General features: G+C 35.4%; 20 protein-coding genes. 8 read left to right on the forward strand and 12 right to left on the reverse strand.

Annotated features, from left to right (window positions below; all coding sequences use genetic code 11):
- Position 1: 1 nt before the first annotated feature.
- Positions 2-757 (reverse strand): rhomboid family intramembrane serine protease, encoded by a 756-nt coding sequence (locus PT603_RS08890; protein ID WP_008239571.1) that lies wholly within the window; start codon positions 755-757, stop codon positions 2-4.
- A gap of 82 nt (positions 758-839) precedes the next feature.
- Here PT603_RS08890 and PT603_RS08895 point away from each other — a divergent pair, with 82 nt between their 5' ends.
- Positions 840-2,117, forward strand: coding sequence for a replication-associated recombination protein A (locus tag PT603_RS08895; RefSeq protein ID WP_008239573.1), 1,278 nt, complete (start codon positions 840-842; stop codon positions 2,115-2,117).
- 32 nt (positions 2,118-2,149) lie between these two features.
- On the opposite strand, the gene PT603_RS08900 is transcribed toward PT603_RS08895, so the two are convergent.
- From PT603_RS08900 to radC, 4 genes are read right to left on the reverse strand one after another with little or no spacing between them, the layout of a single operon-like run.
- Positions 2,150-2,896, reverse strand: coding sequence for a hypothetical protein (locus PT603_RS08900; RefSeq protein WP_040488702.1), 747 nt, complete (start codon positions 2,894-2,896; stop codon positions 2,150-2,152).
- Positions 2,897-2,917: 21 nt separating this feature from the next.
- Complete coding sequence (locus PT603_RS08905) at positions 2,918-3,607, reverse strand: YjjG family noncanonical pyrimidine nucleotidase (RefSeq protein WP_008239582.1); 690 nt, start codon at positions 3,605-3,607, stop codon at positions 2,918-2,920.
- Positions 3,604-4,890 carry a polysaccharide deacetylase family protein gene (locus PT603_RS08910; RefSeq protein WP_008239583.1) on the reverse strand — a complete coding sequence of 429 codons (1,287 nt, stop codon included), beginning with the start codon at positions 4,888-4,890 and terminating at the stop codon, positions 3,604-3,606. Before PT603_RS08910 ends, PT603_RS08905 begins: the two co-directional genes overlap by 4 nt.
- A 1-nt stretch (position 4,891) precedes the next feature.
- The gene (gene radC / locus PT603_RS08915; RefSeq protein WP_008239584.1) at positions 4,892-5,590 is read right to left on the reverse strand and encodes a RadC family protein; all 699 of its coding nucleotides are present in this window, start codon (positions 5,588-5,590) and stop codon (positions 4,892-4,894) included.
- A 46-nt stretch (positions 5,591-5,636) separates the two neighbouring features.
- Between radC and PT603_RS08920 the strand changes: the two genes are divergently transcribed.
- Together PT603_RS08920 and PT603_RS08925 are read left to right on the forward strand one after the other, a co-directional pair.
- A complete protein-coding gene (locus PT603_RS08920; protein ID WP_008239585.1) occupies positions 5,637-6,086 on the forward strand; it encodes a DUF1569 domain-containing protein in 450 nt (149 codons plus the stop codon).
- 18 nt (positions 6,087-6,104) lie between these two features.
- Positions 6,105-6,725 carry an FMN-binding negative transcriptional regulator gene (locus PT603_RS08925; protein WP_008239601.1) on the forward strand — a complete coding sequence of 207 codons (621 nt, stop codon included), beginning with the start codon at positions 6,105-6,107 and terminating at the stop codon, positions 6,723-6,725.
- Here PT603_RS08925 and PT603_RS08930 read toward each other — a convergent pair.
- From PT603_RS08930 to PT603_RS08945, 4 genes are all read right to left on the reverse strand, one after another.
- Positions 6,722-8,074 carry a UDP-N-acetylmuramate--L-alanine ligase gene (locus PT603_RS08930; RefSeq protein WP_008239602.1) on the reverse strand — a complete coding sequence of 451 codons (1,353 nt, stop codon included), beginning with the start codon at positions 8,072-8,074 and terminating at the stop codon, positions 6,722-6,724. The two genes, PT603_RS08925 and PT603_RS08930, sit on opposite strands and share 4 nt — an antisense overlap.
- A gap of 12 nt (positions 8,075-8,086) precedes the next feature.
- On the reverse strand, positions 8,087-8,773 hold the full coding sequence (locus PT603_RS08935; protein ID WP_008239603.1) for a tetratricopeptide repeat protein: 687 nt from the start codon (positions 8,771-8,773) through the stop codon (positions 8,087-8,089).
- Between the two features lie 110 nt (positions 8,774-8,883).
- A complete protein-coding gene (obgE, locus tag PT603_RS08940; RefSeq protein ID WP_008239604.1) occupies positions 8,884-9,891 on the reverse strand; it encodes a GTPase ObgE in 1,008 nt (335 codons plus the stop codon).
- Positions 9,892-9,924: 33 nt separating this feature from the next.
- Positions 9,925-11,094 (reverse strand): adenylate kinase, encoded by a 1,170-nt coding sequence (locus PT603_RS08945; protein ID WP_008239605.1) that lies wholly within the window; start codon positions 11,092-11,094, stop codon positions 9,925-9,927.
- 85 nt (positions 11,095-11,179) lie between these two features.
- Here PT603_RS08945 and purK point away from each other — a divergent pair, with 85 nt between their 5' ends.
- Positions 11,180-12,340: a 5-(carboxyamino)imidazole ribonucleotide synthase gene (gene purK, locus PT603_RS08950; protein WP_274238317.1), complete on the forward strand. Its 1,161-nt coding sequence runs from the start codon at positions 11,180-11,182 to the stop codon at positions 12,338-12,340.
- A gap of 9 nt (positions 12,341-12,349) precedes the next feature.
- The gene (gene purE, locus PT603_RS08955; protein WP_008239616.1) at positions 12,350-12,829 is read left to right on the forward strand and encodes a 5-(carboxyamino)imidazole ribonucleotide mutase; all 480 of its coding nucleotides are present in this window, start codon (positions 12,350-12,352) and stop codon (positions 12,827-12,829) included.
- A gap of 58 nt (positions 12,830-12,887) precedes the next feature.
- On the opposite strand, the gene PT603_RS08960 is transcribed toward purE, so the two are convergent.
- Positions 12,888-13,145 carry a hypothetical protein gene (locus PT603_RS08960; RefSeq protein ID WP_008239617.1) on the reverse strand — a complete coding sequence of 86 codons (258 nt, stop codon included), beginning with the start codon at positions 13,143-13,145 and terminating at the stop codon, positions 12,888-12,890.
- A 126-nt stretch (positions 13,146-13,271) separates the two neighbouring features.
- Between PT603_RS08960 and PT603_RS08965 the strand changes: the two genes are divergently transcribed.
- Positions 13,272-15,308: a M3 family metallopeptidase gene (locus PT603_RS08965; protein ID WP_008239618.1), complete on the forward strand. Its 2,037-nt coding sequence runs from the start codon at positions 13,272-13,274 to the stop codon at positions 15,306-15,308.
- 35 nt (positions 15,309-15,343) lie between these two features.
- Here PT603_RS08965 and PT603_RS08970 read toward each other — a convergent pair whose 3' ends face one another.
- Both PT603_RS08970 and PT603_RS08975 read right to left on the reverse strand, forming a co-directional pair.
- Positions 15,344-15,727: a rhodanese-like domain-containing protein gene (locus tag PT603_RS08970; protein WP_050951137.1), complete on the reverse strand. Its 384-nt coding sequence runs from the start codon at positions 15,725-15,727 to the stop codon at positions 15,344-15,346.
- Between the two features lie 63 nt (positions 15,728-15,790).
- Positions 15,791-16,621 (reverse strand): UbiA prenyltransferase family protein, encoded by an 831-nt coding sequence (locus PT603_RS08975; RefSeq protein WP_008239620.1) that lies wholly within the window; start codon positions 16,619-16,621, stop codon positions 15,791-15,793.
- Between the two features lie 233 nt (positions 16,622-16,854).
- Between PT603_RS08975 and gcvP the strand changes: the two genes are divergently transcribed.
- Together gcvP and PT603_RS08985 are read left to right on the forward strand one after the other, a co-directional pair.
- Positions 16,855-19,704, forward strand: a complete 2,850-nt coding sequence (gene gcvP, locus PT603_RS08980) for an aminomethyl-transferring glycine dehydrogenase (RefSeq protein ID WP_008239622.1) — start codon at positions 16,855-16,857, stop codon at positions 19,702-19,704.
- Positions 19,705-19,871: 167 nt separating this feature from the next.
- Positions 19,872-20,930, forward strand: coding sequence for a 3-oxoacyl-ACP synthase III family protein (locus PT603_RS08985; protein WP_008239624.1), 1,059 nt, complete (start codon positions 19,872-19,874; stop codon positions 20,928-20,930).
- The last annotated feature ends 1 nt before the right edge of the window (position 20,931 follow it).

Below are 20,931 nucleotides of genomic sequence, written 5' to 3' on the forward strand. Positions count from 1 at the left end.
ACTACTCCTTCCTTTCAGGTACATAGGTATAATTTAATTTAGGGGCTTGGTTCACTATTTCAGAATCGTTCTCCAATTCTTGTTGCCTAATCTCACTTTCTGAGATAAAGTTTCCGTTCTCATCAAATTGCTTTATAAATGGATCTTCATTTTCATTGAAATCAGGGGATTCCCAAGCATAAACCACTCTTTTAAGTTCTGGTGTTTTGATATTAAAAGCCAATATCATCCCCACTAAAAAACCACTTAAATGTCCTTCCCAGGAAATTCCTTCCTCTATAGGAAATAAATACCACATCATACCTCCATATAGAAAAACAATAATTAGAGAAAGTGCAATAAGCCTATAATAGCGCGTAATAATTCCTTTAAAAAAAATAAAACTTGTCAACATATATATAATACCACTCGCCCCTATATGATAAGATTCCCTTCCAATAATCCATGTCAAAATTCCTGTAGCAATGTATCCAACCAATAATACATTCCAAGAAACTCGTCTATAAAAATAAAACAAGGCCGCAGACAACAACAGTAAGGGAATTGAATTGTTAAATAAATGTTCAAGTGACCCATGGATAAAGGGAGCCAAAAAAATGCCTGGCAAACCTTCAAATGTACGCGGCAATATACCCCAATGGGACCAACTGACTCCAAACTGAATTTCAAGCCAGTATACAATCCAAATACTTAACACAAAAGCAAATGGATAAACTATTACCCCATTATAAAATACAAATATTTCTTTGGTTTTCATTTCCTAAATTTAAGGAAATTAGACAAAAAAGAAACCAAAGTTAACGTATAAGAAAATTTGTCATATTTATTAATTTTACAAAATGAACGAACCATTAGCCGAACGAATTCGACCAAAATCACTTGATGACTATGTCAGTCAACAACATTTAGTAGGGGAAACAGGCTCCTTAAGAAATCAAATAAAAAAAGGTCTCATCCCTTCCCTTATACTATGGGGCCCTCCAGGAACAGGTAAAACAACACTAGCAAATATTATTGCAAACGAAAGCGACAGACCATTTTATACCCTTAGCGCGATAAGTAGTGGGGTAAAAGAAGTAAGAGAAGTTATTGATAAAGCAAAACAAAGTGGTGGACTTTTCACTTCAAAAAATCCCATATTATTCATTGATGAAATCCATAGATTTAGTAAGTCTCAACAGGATTCATTACTTGCAGCTGTAGAAAAAGGGTGGGTTACTTTAATTGGCGCTACGACAGAAAATCCCAGCTTTGAAGTAATTCCTGCTCTATTATCTCGATGTCAAGTATATATCCTTAATTCTTTTGGCAAGGAAGATTTAGAAGCACTTTTACATAGAGCACTAATAAAAGATAAATGGTTGCAATCCAAAAATATACAATTGAAAGAAACAGAAGCTTTACTAAGACTTTCAGGTGGAGATGGACGTAAATTGCTTAATATTTTCGAACTAATTGTCAGTGCGGAAGAAAGCGACACAGTTTTCATCACTGATGAAAAGGTAATGCAACGTGTTCAAAAAAATACTGTTCTCTATGACAAAACAGGAGAGCAACACTATGATATCATTTCAGCCTTTATAAAATCAATTCGTGGAAGTGATCCCAACGGAGCAGTTTATTGGCTCGCTCGCATGATAGAAGGTGGAGAAGATGTAAAATTCATTGCACGAAGAATGCTAATTTTAGCTTCTGAAGATATTGGCAATGCGAACCCTACGGCATTAATAATGGCCAATAACACTTTCCAGGCAGTTTCTACAATTGGATATCCGGAAAGTCGTATTCTTTTAAGTCAATGTGCTATATACTTAGCCACTTCACCCAAAAGTAACGCATCTTATACCGCTATTAATGAAGCGCAACAATTAGTACGACAAACAGGAGACTTAAGTGTACCTCTACATTTAAGAAATGCTCCTACCAAACTAATGAAAGAATTGGGCTATGGTGATGAATATAAATATGCCCATAGCTATGAAAACAATTTTACTCAACAAGATTTTCTCCCTGAATCTATAAAGGGCACCAAACTTTATGACCCTGGTCAAAATCAACGTGAAAATGGGATTAGAGAATTTTTACAAAACAGATGGAAGGGCTTTTATAAATATTAAAAAATCCCTTGATTCACAAGGGATTTTATTTATTAAAATTTCACTGAAATTGAATACTTTTTAAGCTGATCCGCTTCATAATACTCAAAATACCATTCATTTCCTGAACGATAAAACAACCCGTTCATACCATCCTTTTCTGCTATAAAAACATCCTTAACAGAAGTTCGATATAATTTCATGACCAACTTTGGGCTCATATCCACAAGTTGAAAACCAGTAGCTGTAGGCTGTGCGTACAAAGTATGTTCTGTCATCACAACCGCTTCCTCTGACGGCACCACTGCAACAGACTGAATTGGAACTTCTTTTACTATCTTAATCTGTTCTGGTTTTGACTTCGATATAGTCTCATTATATGAATACTTTATTGTTTTAAAAGATTGAAATGCATCCCGTAAAGCTTCATGATATGCTTTCTGATAATCCTTTTCTTTACTTCTTCCCTCTTCAGAAGTAAACAATACCTGATTATAGCAATTACTCAAAGTCACTTTCATTTTGGTGGTAAACATATTTGAATCGTTTAACACATTAGCTCTCAATACCATACAAGGATTATATACGGCCTCCTCAGGCAACTCTCCTTCGAGAAAAGCAACAAACCCTTCTTTGTTCAACAAAAATTTAGTCAAAGAATTAATCTGATATAAATCTTCTGATTTCAAAAAATCAAATTTTTCAGGGACCACCACGTATTTATAGCCATTTAAACTTTCCTGCGCAGTTCCTAATAGTGTATTAACTAGTACTAAACAGGCAATCATTATTTTTCTCATGTGTTTTTGCTTTTTATAAAATTAAAGATACTGTTTAATTTCTAAAAGATCATTAATGGTAATGCCAAACTCATTTGGTGTTCCATCATGCACATTAAAATGAATCGTGTGCATTCCAACATTCCGTGCTCCTAGAATGTCAGCCTCTAAATTATCTCCTATCATTACTGATTGTAAGGGTGTCGAAGATGCTTTATCCATGGCGTGTTCAAAAATCAAAGGGTTAGGCTTCTTTACTCCTACTGACTCAGAATTGATAATATGATCAAAGTAATGGGCAATTCCAGAATTTTTTAATTTATCATTTTGAACTTCTTCAAACCCATTTGTAATAATATGGAGTTTATATTTAGGTTGAAGATATGATAATATTTCATTTGCATTATTAAATAAATGATTATAACGAGGTAAAACTCGAATGTAATCCTCTGAAAGTTGGATAATAGTTGAGTTACTTACCGTAATTTTAAGTTCTTCAAAAGTTTTATTTAAACGCTCATAACGCAATACTTCCTTAGTAATTTGCTCATCTCTGTACAATTTCCAATAATGCAAATTAATAGGTACATATACCTCTAGAAAATCTGCTAAATCTACCCTAACATTGTGAATCTCCAATATTTCTTCAAAGGTAAGTGCTGAATTACGTTCAAAATCCCACAAGGTATGATCCAGATCAAAAAACAGATCAGTTATCATTTCTTTTGTCATAAGTTTACTATTTCTTTATAAAGTGTTTTCCAATCTACATAAGATTTTCCACCAATTATTTCATTTGAAAATACCATTAAAAATCTACCATTAACAGCCTCAACTGCTGCATGCATGGATTGAACTTTTCTTAAAATTACTTTTTTATTGGAATAATGTTGAAAAGCTTTGTCTTGAAGACAAAACGAATTTACTAAAATTGGTAACTGAACCTCATACCCAACATCATAAAAATAAAAAGGTGTACAAGTACCAGCTCTAAAACCTACATAATTAGTATACCCCATTGTATAGTCTTCATTAAATTCAGCATCTGTAAGGTTCCGATATGTTTCAGGGATTTGGATTCGATTAAATCGTACCCGTACTCTTTTTACAGGACGATTAATTACATTTATTAGCCTTTTTCGTTCCTTTTTAAGGTTAGCCAAATCATTATGAGTTTCATATGAAGCCATTAAGGATACGATCGTGTAATCGGCTATTTTCTTAATTAATTCTTTAAAGCGCTTACTATTAACTGAACTATTTTTATCATAAGTTGAATAGTCAGCAAAAAGAAAAAAGTATATAGTCTTCCATTTTTGATCTTTCTGAAATTGTAACAATTCATCAAAATTATCATATGCATCCCTTTGAATTCCAAACAATACTGAAAAACGCTCAAAAACCCTTCCAATATGTAATTTACTTAAATCAAGTAAAGTGGCTCCGATTGTCCGAAGAACATCCTTCTCTTTAAACTCATAGGAAGCTGAAACATCCATTAATAATTGCTTCTCAAAAATACGTGAAGGAAAAACTACCTCAGGAAACAATTTGAGTAAAATAGTTTTTAATTTATGTATCCATATATCAACTACAGGAAATTCCAAAAAACCATTCTTAAAAGCAAGGCTTTCAGAAGCTGGATATCTACCATGCTCATCTTTTAAATGAGGTAAATATTCCTCATACCGGCTCAACAAATAAAAACTCGCCGCAAATACATCAAAAGGAAGAAAACAATTCTTTGATGTTGGAAAAAAACATGGAATTTCATCCCAATCCTGAATATATATTTCTACATCATTTATTCCTTGTTCCAGCAACAAATCATGCATTCGAATAAATGGAGAATTTCCTATAGAATTACGTGCATAAATGAATTTAGCACCTTGATATTTTAAAAAAAAATCTTGATCTGAAGTAAAACGAACATCCACGTTTAGCATTCTTCCAAAAATATGCTTAAATATATAGGTAAAACGAGGAGTTATTTTTTCGGTATAAACGAGAAACATATTATAAGATTCCTTGATCGGAAAAGCTAAAATACGCTTTTTCGGTCACAATAAGATGGTCAAGAATCTTAATATCTAAACTTTGGGATGCTGACTTAATTTTCTGTGTAATTAACCGGTCTGCATCGCTAGGAATAAGACTTCCTGAAGGATGATTATGCGCTAATATTAGTGCGGTAGCACCTACTTCCAAAGCGCATTTTAATATTAATCTAACATCCACTAGTGTAGCCGTTATTCCTCCTTTACTAAGCTGTAATTTAAAAATGACTTTATTTGAGTTATTCAAATACACAACCCAAAATTCCTCATGCAACAAATCTCCAATGAAAGGATGTATTAACTCAAAAACAGCTTTACTACTATCTATTTTCTTTTTATCAATTAAAGCTTCATTCCTTCTTCGACGTCCGAGTTCTAAAGCAGCTGCAATAGTAATGGCCTTGGCCTCTCCAATTCCATTAAACCTCATCAATTGTTTAACTGATAATTTACCTAATTCATTAAGATTATTGGAAACCGAAGACAAAATACGTTTACTTAATTCAACGGCACTTTCTTGTTTCGTACCACTTCCTATGAGAATTGCTACAAGTTCAGCATCACTTAAGACACCCCTTCCTTTGTGAAGCAGTTTTTCGCGAGGCCTATCTTCTTCTGCCCATTGCTTAATCGATAAGGGATTTATTTTATCTTGCATGTCTTAAAGATAAAAAATGTAATTTTAATAAAATAGTATCTCAACCATGAAAACACTCTTTGATAAAAACACCCTGGAAGAAATTCAAAATCGATTACAAAAATTGACCCCGGAAACAAAAGCAAAATGGGGAAAAATGAGTATTAATCAGATGCTAGCGCATTGTCAAGAACCTATTTTAGTCTCACTTGGCGAAAAAACCCTCAAGAAGCCAAACTTCTTGATGAAAATGATTTATAGCAGATTCAAAAAATCTCTATATGATGATATTCCATGGAAACAAGGCTTACCCACTGCCCCAGCTTATCGGGTATTTGAAACAAAAAATTTTGAAACAGAAAGAAGCCAATTATTAGAACTTATTCATAAAATATATCTTTCAAAAAACAAAACCCATTGGCCTGAGCACCCTATATTCGGTCAATACACAGGTGAACAAATTGGCAAAATGCAATATAAACACCTAGATCATCATTTCAGACAATTCGGAGTTTAATCTACCTATTTCCACATTATGAATTATCCACCAAAACATCATCAAGAACAAAATTTTGAAAACATTGTATCCCTGATTAAAGAATACCCCCTGGCTACGATGCTTTCAGTTAAAGACAATGACGTCCTAGCCACCCACGTACCTTTAATATATGAAAAAACGGAAAATTACGGAAAGTTAATTGGTCATTTAGATAAATTTAATCCCCAACTAGAGACCATCCAAAACGGAACTCAAGTAACAATCATTTTTCATGGTCCTGACACCTATATCTCTCCTTCTGTATACAGCACCCCTCAACTTCCCACATGGAACTATCTAAAAGCTCACCTAAAGGGTAAGGTTAATTTATATACAGATAAAGAAAAAATAAAGCGAAACTTAATTAGTATGACTGAATTTATGGAAGATCCTTCACCCAATTACATTTTAGCACCGGATAACCCAAGAATGTTAGCATATCTAGATTATATTGTTGGTTTTGAAATTACGATTACAAATTGGGAAGGTAAATATAAGTTCTCCCAAGATAAACTTTCAAAAGATCAAGAATTAGCAAAATTAGAACTAATTAATAAAAATCAACATCGTATAAATGACTTTATAGAACATATATTTTCAAATCATCAACAAGCTTAAAGCAACGTTTTTACATCATCAAAATTAAGTCCTCCATAATTTCCACTACTCATTAGTAGTAAGGCAGTGTTTTGGTATTTTCTACTAAATAAATATTCTTTAAACCCATTAGAATCTGTAAACACTTTTAAATTATTTCTCTGAAATGCAGCAGCTATTTGCTCCTGAGTAATATCCTTAAGTTTTTTTATGGTGACAGCTTCGGGAGAATAAAAAACGACAGCTTCATCCGCATCTTCAAGGGTTCCTTCATATTCATTTAGAAACTCTGCATTCAAACTACTATAGGTATGTAATTCCAAACAGGCAATTAATTTTCGATTAGGATATTGACTCTTAACTGCCTGAGTAGTAGCCTTTACCTTGCTTGGGGAATGAGCAAAATCCTTATAAGCTACGTTACTTTCTGTCTCACCAATTTTTTCCAATCGTTTGGACGCTCCTTTAAAACTAGCTATTGCTTCATAAAAATCATTTTCATCAATTCCCATATTTTGACATATCCATTTTGCTCCTGAAAGGTTACTTAAATTATGTTTGCCAAATATTTCAACAGGCATATCTCCTTCTGGAGTAATTAAAAGTGTCTGTCCATTTTCAATATAATACTCTGCAGTTTTATATGGTAATTTTCGAATAGGATTTTCAGATGCCTCTACTACCGATACAACTTCTAGATCCTCCTCGTTATATACCATTATACCACCATTAATAATACTATCTGTAAAGATGCTAAACTGCTCTACATAATTTTCATACGTTGGAAAAACATTTATATGATCCCAGGCAATTCCGCTTAGTAACGCTATATTAGGGCGATATAAATGAAATTTAGGTCTCATGTCAATAGCAGAAGATAAATATTCATCTCCCTCAAGAACAATAAAATCATTATAATCTGTGAGATGAACCATAGTATCAAACCCATCCAATTGCGCTCCAACCATATAATCAACCTCAATTCCATGATAATTTAATACATGGAGAATCATCGAAGTTATGGTGGTTTTTCCATGACTTCCTCCAATTACAACTCGAGTCTTATTTTTTGATTGTTCAAACAAAAATTCTGGATATGAATATATTTTCACCCCTAGTTCTTGTGCACGCTTAAGCTCTGGATTATCAACTTTGGCATGCATGCCTAAAACAATAGCATCGAGAGACTCTGTAATCTTTTCAGGAAACCACCCGAAATTTTCAGGCAATAGTCCTTGTGCCTTTAGTCGAGAGTACGAAGGTTCAAAAATGGCATCATCACTTCCCGATATTTGGTATCCTTTATAATGTAGGGCTAATGCTAAATTATGCATGGCAGCACCTCCAATAGCAATAAAATGTATACGCATGAGTATTGATTATTATTTTTCAAAGGCAGCTTTTAACTGTGCAGCCTTCTCTGGTTCTTTTAAATGCTGTTGATATAGTTGATAGAGCTTTTGAAAGGTAGTTTTGGAATTTCCAGTGAGGTGAGCCTTCACATAATATTCCTCAGCCTTTTTATATCGTTTTTGATATACTTCAATCAAGCCAAATGCTAATAAACCGTCTATTTTGGATAAATTCATCAATTCCTGAGCATACAACCTTGCCTTACGTTCACTTCCTCCAACGATTCCGGGAAGCTCCATATACAACTGTACTAAAGCCCAACGACAATCAATATGACCTTCATCCAACTGGGCAGCTTTTAAAAAAGCATCCTCCACCTCTCCAATCATTCCCAGCGCTTTCCATTTTGAAGTTATTTTTGCTTTCATCCCAAGAACACCGCCATACTTATAGTGATAGTCTGCATTATTAGGAACACTCGCTTTCAATCTCCCATAATAGTCAATTGCCACATCCCAATTTTTTTGATGTCCAGCTATGTCTCCTAAATACTCAATAGTCTTTAGGTCGTTGGGATATTTCTTTAAATGATTTTGAAATTTCATTTTAGCAGCATCCCACTTCTGGTTATTAAAGAGATGCACTCCCAATTCGAAATCATTGAAAAGTGTTGCTAAAAAAAATAATGTTAGCAGTATTGATTTAGGAAAGACCATTGTTTGATTTTGCTACCCAAAAATACATATTTACACTTTAAAAAGCATCCATTAAAACACCATTTGATGCCATCCTATATTAAAATAGCGCCTAAGGCGCTATTTATTAATTATATTTTTGGATTCAACATTAACCACAATCTATCTTTCAGCTCTTGAATACCCTGCTGAGCTACGGAGGAAATAAAAAGATAAGGTGTTTTTCCAAAATACATATCCAATTCCCGTTTCATCAATTCTTTCAATTCTCCATCAAGCATATCGCTCTTGGAGATTGCTACAAGACGCTCCTTATCTAATAATTCTGGATTATACTTTTGTAACTCATTCAATAGTATTTCATATTCTTCAGAAATATCTTTGCTGTCAGCAGGAATTAAAAACAAAAGTGTCGAATTACGCTCTATATGTCTTAAAAAATAATGTCCCAATCCCTTTCCTTCTGCAGCTCCTTCAATAATTCCAGGAATATCAGCAATAACAAACGATTTAAAATCTCTGTACTGAACAATACCCAGATTAGGTTTTAATGTCGTAAATGGATAATCTGCTATTTTAGGTTTCGCTGAGGTAATAACTGATAGTAAAGTTGATTTTCCCGCATTAGGAAATCCTACCAATCCTACATCAGCCAGAAGTTTTAATTCAAGCAGTAGTTCTCTTTCCTCTCCTTGGATACCTGGTTGAGCATACCTAGGAGTCTGATTAGTTGCTGTACGAAAGTGCCAGTTCCCTAACCCGCCTTTTCCACCTTGTGCAACAATACGCTCTTCACCGTGTGTTGTAATCTCAAAAAGAACCTGATCTGTCTCAAAATCCTTAACAACAGTCCCTAACGGCACCTCTAAGAAAACATCTGCACCATCTGCACCCGTACTGCGACTGCTACCACCATGTTCGCCATGACCTGCCTTGAAATGACGCTGATATTTAAAATGTATCAATGTCCAAAGGTTTTCATTACCACGCAAAATAATATGACCCCCTCTTCCTCCATCACCACCGTCAGGCCCTCCTTTTTCCACAAACTTTTCTCTATGTAAATGTGAAGAACCTTTACCTCCGTTACCAGAAGCAACCAATACCTTTACGTAATCTGTAAAATTTCCTTCGGTCATGTTATAATAATATAAATCTTTGCCTAAGCCTTATTAACCGTTAACCGTTTCAAGGGAATCAATAACATTGGACAAACGTTGAGTAATCTCCTCAATAGACCCAATTCCATTAACACTAATAAACTTTCCTTGTTCAGTATAAAAATCAATCAACGGCGAAGTTTTTTGGTTATACTCTTCAAATCGATTTCTAATTTTCTCTTCATCCTGATCATCAGTACGCCCGCTAACCTTACCGCGTTCCAAAAGTCGCTGTATAAGCTCCTCATCATCAGCCTCTAACGCAATTGTAGCATCAATTTTCATTTCTTTAGACTCTAAAAAGGAATCCAAAGCTTCAGCTTGAGCCGTCGTCCGAGGAAATCCATCAAAAATAAACCCCTTGGCATCGACGTTTTTATCAACTTCCTCTTGCAGCATATTTATGGTTACTTCATCAGGAACTAATTCGCCTCTATCCATATAAGACTTCGCTAAAGTTCCTAGGGCAGTTTCATTTTTTATGTTGTAACGAAATACATCTCCGGTAGAAATATGCACCAACTGGTATTTTTCTTTTAAAAATTCAGCCTGGGTACCTTTCCCTGCACCAGGTTTTCCGAAGAGAACTAAATTAATCATGTTGTTTTGTTTTAATTGGTAAACTTCCGGCAAATTTCTTCCATATTCATCATAATCCAAGCCATAACCCAGAATAAATTTATTAGGAATAGAAAAGCCTATATAATCGAGAAAAATATCTTTTGTATACGCTTCAGGTTTGAAAAAAAGAGTAGCAATTTTCAATGATTTCACATCATGACTTTCAAGAATACGCTTTAGTTCAACCAAGGTATGACCTGTATCTACTATATCCTCCAACACTACCACGCTACGGCCTTTTAATTCATGGCTTATCCCTACCAACTCTTTAATTACTCCAGTAGTTGATGTACCTGAATAAGAAGCTAGCTTCACAAATGTGATCTCACAATCATTCGGAAACTTTTTTACAAAATCAGAAGCAAACATAAAAGCCCCATTGAGCACCGCAACAAAAATTGGCACTTCTCCATCTAAATCAGCACATACCTCCTTAACCAATCTATCTATCTGGCTATCAATTTCAGAGGCACCTATAAATGGGATGAAATATTTATCGTGGACACGAATCACTGTATTCAAAAAATTTAAAGACGCAAAGATACTATAATGATTCTTCATTTACGATTTTTTAAAGGAGCTTTTGAGAATTAAGCGTATTTTTGCGAGACTTTTGAAAGTATACTTTCTAAAAACAACGCAACACATGAATTATTTCTCATCTGATTTTACTCTTGGAATCCTCGGAGGAGGACAATTGGGCAAAATGCTACTTTATGAAACTCGTAAGTACGATATCCGTACCATCGTATTAGATCCTAGTGCAGATGCACCTTGCCGAATAGCATGCAATAATTTCGAACAGGGCAGTCTAATGGATTTTGACACAGTTTACAATTTCGGAAAAAAGGCAGATGTACTCACCTATGAAATTGAATTGGTTAATGTAAAAGCACTTGAACAATTAGAAAAGGAAGGCGTAAAAGTATTTCCCTCTTCCAAAACCCTACGTACTATTCAAAACAAAGCCACTCAAAAACTTTTTTATGTAGATCACGAAATTCCAACCGCACCCTTTACCAGGTTCGCCTACACTAGTGAAATACTACCTGCCATGGAACATGAAGCACTTTCTTTTCCATTTGTTTGGAAAAGCACCCAATTCGGGTATGATGGAATGGGCGTAAAAGTAATACGTAAAGCAGAAGATTTGAACGAACTTCCAAATGTCGAATGCATTGCTGAACATATGATACCATTTAAAAATGAGCTGGCTGTCATTGTGTCTAGAAATGTTTCAGGAGAAGTAAAAACATATCCAGTTGTTGAAATGGAATTTCATCCGGAAGCCAATCAAGTAGAGTACGTAATTTGCCCAGCACGCATTGATGAGAGTGTTGCACAAAAAGCTCAAGAAATTGCCCTTAAAGTTTCTAATGCAATCGAGCATGTTGGACTTCTCGCGGTTGAAATGTTTCAAACTGAAGATGACCACATTTTAGTAAATGAAGTAGCCCCAAGACCACATAACAGTGGACATTATAGTATTGAAGCAAGTTACACAAATCAATTTGAACAACACCTACGTGCTATTTTAGATTTACCACTTGGAAAGACAAATAGCAAACTAGCTGGAATTATGGTTAATTTAGTGGGAGCAGAAGGACATTTTTGGGATGTTGTTTACGAAAACATTGAAGACATAATGAAAATGGACGGAGTAACACCTCATATTTACGGAAAGAGAGAGACACGTCCATTTAGAAAAATGGGTCATGTAACCATTATACATGAAGAAGTTGCGGAAGCAAGAAAAATTGCCCAAAAAGTAAAGGAAACCATCAATGTGATAAGCAAAAACAACTAAACATACAATATGAGTAAAGTAGCTATAATTATGGGAAGCAAAAGCGACCTTCCTGTCATGCAGGAGGCCATAGATATTTTAAAAGGATTCGACATTGAGGTTGAAGTGGATATTGTTTCTGCTCATCGAACTCCTGAAAAATTATTTGATTTTAGCACAAATGCCCATAAAAGAGGTATTTCAGTGATTATAGCAGGAGCTGGCGGGGCTGCTCATCTTCCTGGAATGGTAGCATCAATGAGTCCACTACCTATAATCGGTGTACCTGTAAAAAGTAGCAACTCAATAGATGGATGGGATTCAGTCCTTTCCATTCTACAAATGCCCGGTGGAGTACCTGTAGCTACAGTAGCGCTAAACGGCGCAAAAAATGCCGGAATATTAGCTGCCCAAATTATTGGAAGTCATGACAAATGTGTTTTAGACAAAATCATAGTATACAAAGAAGGACTTAAACAAGCTGTAATAGAAAGCGCTAAAGGCCTATAATTTAATAAGCCCCTCCAGATGGAGGGGCTTATTTGACAGACATTAGTTTCGCAAAAGACTATGCTTGTTGGGAAACAATATATTTTGGAACTTCAGTTAACAAATTCAAGTAGTTCACATTAATTCCTTTTATTTTTGGCAAACGCTCTTTTTTAACCAAAAGCTCTATTACCTCTACTTTTTTAATTGCAATAACCTTGTCTTTTTGTTCAACAGTAATCGTCACATCAAAAGGAACAATTTTAGCTTCAACTCCTGTCTGAGAATAGCCTACCACTCCTATTAATAAAAAAACGAAACTTACTATTGTTCTCATTTTGTTGTATTTTTGAACGATTTACAAAGCGAATGTACAGCAGGATTTTACACCTCAAAACTTTTTTCGTGCAATCGTAATGTATCTCCGATAAACTGCAACTTTCTTACAAAAACATATAATTAAATGAATACCAATAAGCTAATTACCTTATTCAACACGCCATACAACTCGGCTCCATTTAACAACATAAATGCAGATGACTACATCCAATTAATCACTCAAGCTATCGATGAGACCCGTAAGGAGATAGACATCATTACTTCAAACCCTGAATTACCAACCTTCAAAAACACCATTGAAGCATTAGAATTTTCAGGAGAAATACTTGACAGACTAACCTCCATGTTTTTCAACCTTAATAACGCAGAAACAAATGAAACGGTTCAGAAGCAAGCACAGACAATTTCTCCCATGCTTTCTGAATTCGGAAACGACATCCGCCTCAATAAACACCTATTTGAAAGAGTTAAACTAGTTTATGATCAACGTAACTCACTTAATCTTTCTGCAGAACAAAGTACCTTATTGGAAAAAAAGTATAAAAGTTTTGCCCGCAATGGAGCTAATCTTCCTGATAACAAAAAGCAAGATCTCCGAAATATTGATAAAGAATTAGCAACATTGTCCCTTAAATTCGGCGAAAATGTTCTTGCAGAAACACAAGCGTTCCAATTACACATAATCAACCAAGATGATTTAAAAGGACTTCCTGAAGGAACAATTGAAGCAGCCAAAAATTTAGCAGAGAGCACCCAAAAAGAGGGATGGATATTTACTTTAGATTATCCAAGTTATATCCCTTTTATGACCTACGCTGAAAATCGCGAGCTGAGAAATCAACTCCACAAAGCCTTTGGAAGTAAAGCCTTTCAAAAAGAAACATATGACAATCAGGCTATTGTTCTTCGCATTGCTCAATTAAGGCATAATCGTGCATTACTACTAGGTTACAAGTCTCATGCTCATTTTGTTCTAGAGGAACGAATGGCAGAAACACCTGAAAAAGTAAACCAATTCCTTAATGAGTTATTAGAAAAAGCTTTTGGAGCAGCTCAACGAGAATTCAATGAGTTACAAGATTACGCCAAACAAATTGATGGAATAGATTCTCTACAAAAATGGGATAGCGCTTATTACACAGAGAAACTGAAACAACAGCGATTTGAATTAGACGACGAATTACTTAAACCATACTTCAAACTTGAAAATGTAATTCACGGTGTATTTACAGTTGCTAAAAAATTATTTGGCCTTCATTTTGAAGAAATAAAGAACATTCCAACATATAATAAAGAAGTACAAACCTTTCGTGTGTTAGACGAAAACGGTAATTATTTAGCTTTATTTTACACTGACTTTCATCCTAGGCCAGGAAAAAGAAATGGTGCTTGGATGACTTCCTATAAAAATCAATATATTAAAAATAATGAGAATTCCAGACCCCATATTTCCATTGTGTGCAATTTTACGCGACCTACACCAACTAAGCCATCCTTACTTACTTTCAATGAAGTAACAACCCTTTTCCATGAGTTTGGCCATGCTCTCCACGGCATTCTTGCTAACACAACCTATCCTAGTCTTAGCGGCACAAGTGTATATTGGGATTTTGTAGAGCTTCCTAGTCAGATTATGGAGAATTGGTGCTATGAAAAAGAAACTTTAGAGTTATTTGCTTTTCATTATCAAACAGGAGAAATAATTCCAATGGAGTATATTACAAAGATTAAAGAATCAGCAGCCTTTATGCAAGGTCTTCAAACATTAAGGCAACTAGGTTTTGGACTACTTGATATGAGTTGGCACGGGCAAGATCCAAGCGCCATAACTAATGTCAAAAACCACGAAGAAATTGCAATGGCTGCAACAAACCTCTTTCCAGAATCTCCAGAGACTTGTATGAGCACCTCTTTTTCTCATATTTTCCAAGGAGGATATTCATCAGGATACTACAGTTATAAATGGGCAGAAGTACTCGACGCAGATGCTTATGAATATTTTAAAGAAAATGGCATTTTTAATCGCAACGTAGCAGATAAATTTAAATCTTCCATTTTATCAAAAGGAGGCACCGAGAATCCAATGGAACTTTATATACAATTTCGAGGAAAAAAGCCTACGCCAGAGGCATTACTTAAAAGAGCAGGTCTCCTTGTGTAATAAATTAAAAATCGCCTATAATATAGGCGATTTTTTTAATCTCTTACAAGAGGTAGCCCAGCTTCCTTCCAGCGCTCAACTCCACCATCCAAATTGATGATCTTTTTGAATCCTAACGAATCTAATATAGCTGCTGCTTTGGCACTTTTATTTCCTGTCCTGCAATACAAGTACATCGGAGTAGTCTTTTTAAAATCTACAAACATTAACGCAAAACCTGAATAGGTAAAATCTATATTGTTTGAACGTTTTAAATGACCTTCCTCATACTCTTGAGCCGTTCGTAAATCAATCAAAGGATATTTTCTTCCCTTCGACATCTTATACTCCGTGATTGATATCGTTTTTACATTTGACTGCGAATACAATACACCTGTAATTAGCAAAAAAATCACCAATAACCATTCATTATTTTTCATGCTAAAAAAATTTAATACCCTTAATTTCATTAATACAACACCAAATTTTAATAAAGATGCTAATTATCTTTTTAATAACTGGAACATATCTAAAATAAAAATACTCATAACCCATAAAATAGGGATACTTTCTACCCAAAAACTACAATAATATTTTGTTTGACGAACCTCCGATTTCAAAATTGCTAACCCTACGGCACTTACAACTAATCCATTCATATACCATTCAAAATCAACCCCTCTAAAAACTGTCAGTACAAAAAAGAGTATTAAAATACTATACCCTATATACTTTGTTCCCTTAACACCATATCGCTGAGGCAAAGTGTCTAGTCTAGGATCATCATATTTTACATCACGTATTTCAAAAGGAATCATAAGCGCCAGAACCAATAAGATTCGTTGCAAAAAGAGTACCCATACAGAACCTGTTAACTCTAAGTTGGCATTTACTAATGGTAATAAAACAGTTAAAATAGCCCAGCATAACGCAACTATAATAGTTTTACAACTCCTAAGCGACCGAAAATTACGCTTTCCTGGCAATAAAGGCAATGCATATAAACAGGTTAATAAAGAAGCTACTAACAAAAGAATTTTTCCGGAAGTATTAATCTGAACAAAATAATACCCAAACAAAATAAGGCATACAAGGCTAAATAGTTGCACACCCCTTAAATATGAATTAGGCATATAAAAATACTTCCTTGCGATCGTGGCATATTTTACAAAATTGTAGCTAACAATTGTTCCATAAAATACGGAACATCCCACTGCTTGATTAAACGAAATTCCGTACTTCATGAATGTCAAATACACCAATGCGCCAACTGCCAAAGCAACATGAACACTTGCATCTATGTAAAAATCAAACCATTTTTGCACCCATCGCATATCACAAAAATAATGTATTTTTCACGGTATCCAATAGTTAAACTACACCTCTAATATTCAATCCAATATACCTGTAAACCTGATGGTCCTCAACCTCAACATTAGCTGTCATTTATTGAACATTTTTAACGTCTCCATTAACACGAAATACACATCCTAATCGTTAGAAATAATATTTTTAATACGTACTTTTGCAGTCTTAAACACAACTTATCACTCAATCTCGATAACGAATGAAAACAGATTCTTTTGCATTGCGCCATATAGGTCCCAATGAGACGGACTTAGCACAAATGCTTCAAACCGTAGGAGTAGAAAATCTTGACCAACTTATCTACCAAACCATCCCAGATGATATTCGCTTAAAACAACCTCTCAACCTTCCTGAAGCACTTAGCGAAAATGAATTTTTAAATCATATTCAACAACTTTCTCAAAAAAATAAGATATTCAAAACCTATATTGGGCTAGGCTATCATGAGACTATCACTCCTTCCGTTATCAAAAGAAACATTTTTGAAAACCCAGGGTGGTATACCGCCTACACTCCCTATCAGGCTGAAATTGCTCAAGGACGTTTAGAAGCACTTCTAAACTTTCAAACCATGGTTACTGACCTTACAGGAATGGAACTTGCAAACGCATCGCTTTTAGATGAAAGTACAGCAGCTGCAGAAGCAATGACGATGCTCTACGAACTAAGAAATCGTGACCAGAAAAAAAACAATGTAACTAAGTTTTTTGTTTCAGAAGAAGTATTACCACAAACGATATCTTTACTTTATACCCGAGCTATACCTCTAGGCATAGAATTAGTTATTGGCAATCATCAATCCTTCGACTTCTCTACTGACTTTTATGGTGCCTTAATTCAATATCCGGGAAAATATGGTCAAGTTTATGATTACGCATCCTTTACTGCCAAAGCCAAAAACAATGAAATAAAAGTTGCAGTTGCTGCTGATATATTAAGTTTGGTATTACTAGAAGCTCCTGGTAAATGGGGAGCTGATGTTGTAGTAGGAACAACTCAACGGTTCGGAATCCCTTTGGGCTACGGGGGCCCTCACGCTGCATTTTTTGCAACCAAGGACGAATACAAGCGTAATATCCCTGGACGTATTATTGGGGTCACCAGAGATACTGACAGTAATAGAGCACTTCGTATGGCCTTACAAACCCGCGAACAACACATTAAAAGAGACAAGGCTACTTCTAACATTTGTACGGCTCAAGTTTTACTTGCGGTTATGGCTGGAATGTATGCAGTATTCCATGGTCCTAAAGGACTTACATACATTGCACAAAAAGTACATCACAGTGCCACAACACTTGCGGCCCAACTAAACCGATTAGGTTACCAACAAACAAACGCTCAGTACTTTGATACCATTGTAGTAAAAGCAGAAAAACACATCATTAAACCAATTGCAGAAGCCAACGGTGTTAACTTCCTCTATATTGATGAAAACACTATTAGTATTGCAGTAAATGAAGCCACATCACTCACAGACATCAATACAGTTTTACGCATATTCGCTGAAGCTGGAGGAAGAATCGCACTTACCACATCTTCATTACTCCAGGAGAGTCCTTTAAGTGAGGAAGTAAAAAGAAAAAGCGAATTTTTAACACTCCCTGTATTCAATTCGTACCATTCAGAAACTGAATTGATGCGTTACATTAAAAAATTAGAGCGTAAGGATCTTTCATTAAACCACTCCATGATTTCTCTTGGATCTTGTACAATGAAACTGAATGCTGCTTCTGAGATGCTTCCGCTAAGTCAAGCAAATTGGTCTAACATACATCCATTTGTTCCTTTAGAACAAGCCCAAGGATATCAAGAAATGTTGAAGTCACTAGAAAACCAGCTCAACATTATTACCGGATTTGCAGGAACTTCACTTCAACCCAATTCAGGGGCCCAAGGGGAATATGCAGGATTAATGGTAATTCGTGCCTATCATGAATCTCGAGGAGAAGGTCACCGTCATATTTGTTTAATTCCTTCTTCAGCCCATGGAACCAATCCTGCCTCAGCTGTAATGGCAGGCATGAAGGTTGTAGTCACCAAAACTGACGAACGAGGTAATATTGATGTAGAAGACCTAAGGGAAAAGGCAATCAAATACAAAGATGAGCTTTCGTCATTAATGGTAACCTACCCTTCTACTCATGGAGTATTTGAATCTTCAATTCGTGAAATCACTCAGATCATTCATGAAAATGGAGGTCAAGTTTATATGGATGGTGCCAATATGAACGCACAAGTTGGTCTAACAAATCCTGCCACAATTGGGGCAGACGTATGCCACTTAAATTTACATAAAACATTTGCCATACCTCATGGTGGAGGCGGTCCTGGAGTTGGCCCAATTTGTGTAGCCTCACACCTAGTACCATTCCTACCCTCTAACCCAGTAATTGCCACTGGAGGCGCTGAGGCCATTACAGCCATATCAGCTGCTCCATGGGGAAGTGCAATGGTATGTCTTATTTCATATGCCTATATCACAATGTTAGGCTCTGAAGGTCTTACCAACGCAACTAAATATGCCATCCTTAATGCGAATTACTTAAAATCTAAACTTGAAGAACATTTCTCTGTACTTTACACGGGAGAATGCGGTAGAGCAGCTCACGAAATGATTTTGGATTGTAGACCATTTAAGAAAAATGGAATTGAAGTGACCGACATTGCCAAACGTTTGATGGATTACGGATTCCACGCTCCTACAGTATCATTTCCTGTTGCTGGGACATTGATGGTTGAACCGACAGAAAGCGAAAGTAAAGCCGAATTAGACCGTTTTATAGAAGCCATGGTATCTATCCGAAAGGAAATAGAAGAAGCGGATTTGGATGATACAAACAATGTTCTTAAAAACGCACCGCACACCCTTAACATGGTCACTTCAGACAGTTGGACATTTCCATATAGCCGCGAAAAGGCGGCATACCCACTTTCTCACATAGCTGAAAATAAGTTTTGGCCTACTGTAAGAAGAGTAGACGAAGCCTTTGGGGATCGTAATTTAATTTGCACTTGCGCACCTATAGAGGCCTATATGGAAGCATAAAAACAGAATATAAATAATTATAAAACAACGCCTTGCACAAATATCTCAATGCAGGGCGTTTTTATTTATACTTCACAAAATAATGTTTGGACATCGTAGCAATTTTCCATTCCTTCACATCACAAAAAAAGGTAGTCGTACCTTTATTTCATCCTAAACAACAACAAATGAATATTAAAATAACAGGAACCGGATGCTATATTCCTTCCGAAATTGAAACTAATAATAATTTTTCAAACCATAAATTTTTACATACTGACGGATCTCTCTTTGAAAGCTCAAATGAAATAATTATTGAGAAATTTAAAGCTATAACTGGGATTGAAGAACGTCGTTATGCTGAAAAGGAACACAAGGCTTCAGATCTAGCGTTCTTTGCAGCAGAAAAAGCAATAAAAGATGCCAAAATTGCTCCTGAAACATTAGATTACATTATAGTAGCGCATAATTTTGGAGATGTAAAACATGGAACATTACAAGGAGATAGTGTACCTAGCCTCGCTAGTAGGGTAAAGCATTCGTTAGGAATAAAAAACCCAAAATGTGTTGCTTATGACTTACTTTTTGGATGCCCTGGCTGGGTTGAAGGTGTCATTCAGGCTCAAGCATACATCAAAGCAGGGATGGCTAAAAAATGCTTAGTAATCGGAGCAGAAACATTGTCACGAGTAATAGATCCACATGACCGTGACAGTATGATATATTCTGATGGTGCTGGTGCCGCTATTATAGAAGCCACCGATAGACCAGGTGGTATTATTGCTCATGAATCCGCTTCATTCACCGAAGAGGAAGCCTATTTTATTTTCTTTGGAGAGTCTTACAATCAAGCACTGGAAAAAGATCATCGCTATATTAAAATGCACGGGCGAAAAATATATGAATTTGCTTGTGTGCAAGTACCATTAGCCATGAAATCATGCCTAGACAAAAGTGGAATAACCATAGATCAAGTCAAAAAGATATTCATCCATCAAGCTAATGAAAAAATGGATGAGGCAATTGTTAAACGATTCTACAAACTTTATCAACGTACTGCGCCAGCTAATACTATGCCTATGAATATTCACTTTTTAGGAAACAGCTCAGTGGCAACCATTCCAACTCTTTATGATATGGTTAAAAATAAACAAATTGAAGACCAATCCATTGAAGAAGGTGACATTGTACTTTTTGCTAGCGTGGGTGCTGGTATGAACATAAATGCTATCGTATATCAAGTTTAAC

The sequence above is a fragment of the Imtechella halotolerans genome, assembly GCF_028743515.2.
Classification (GTDB): domain Bacteria; phylum Bacteroidota; class Bacteroidia; order Flavobacteriales; family Flavobacteriaceae; genus Imtechella; species Imtechella halotolerans.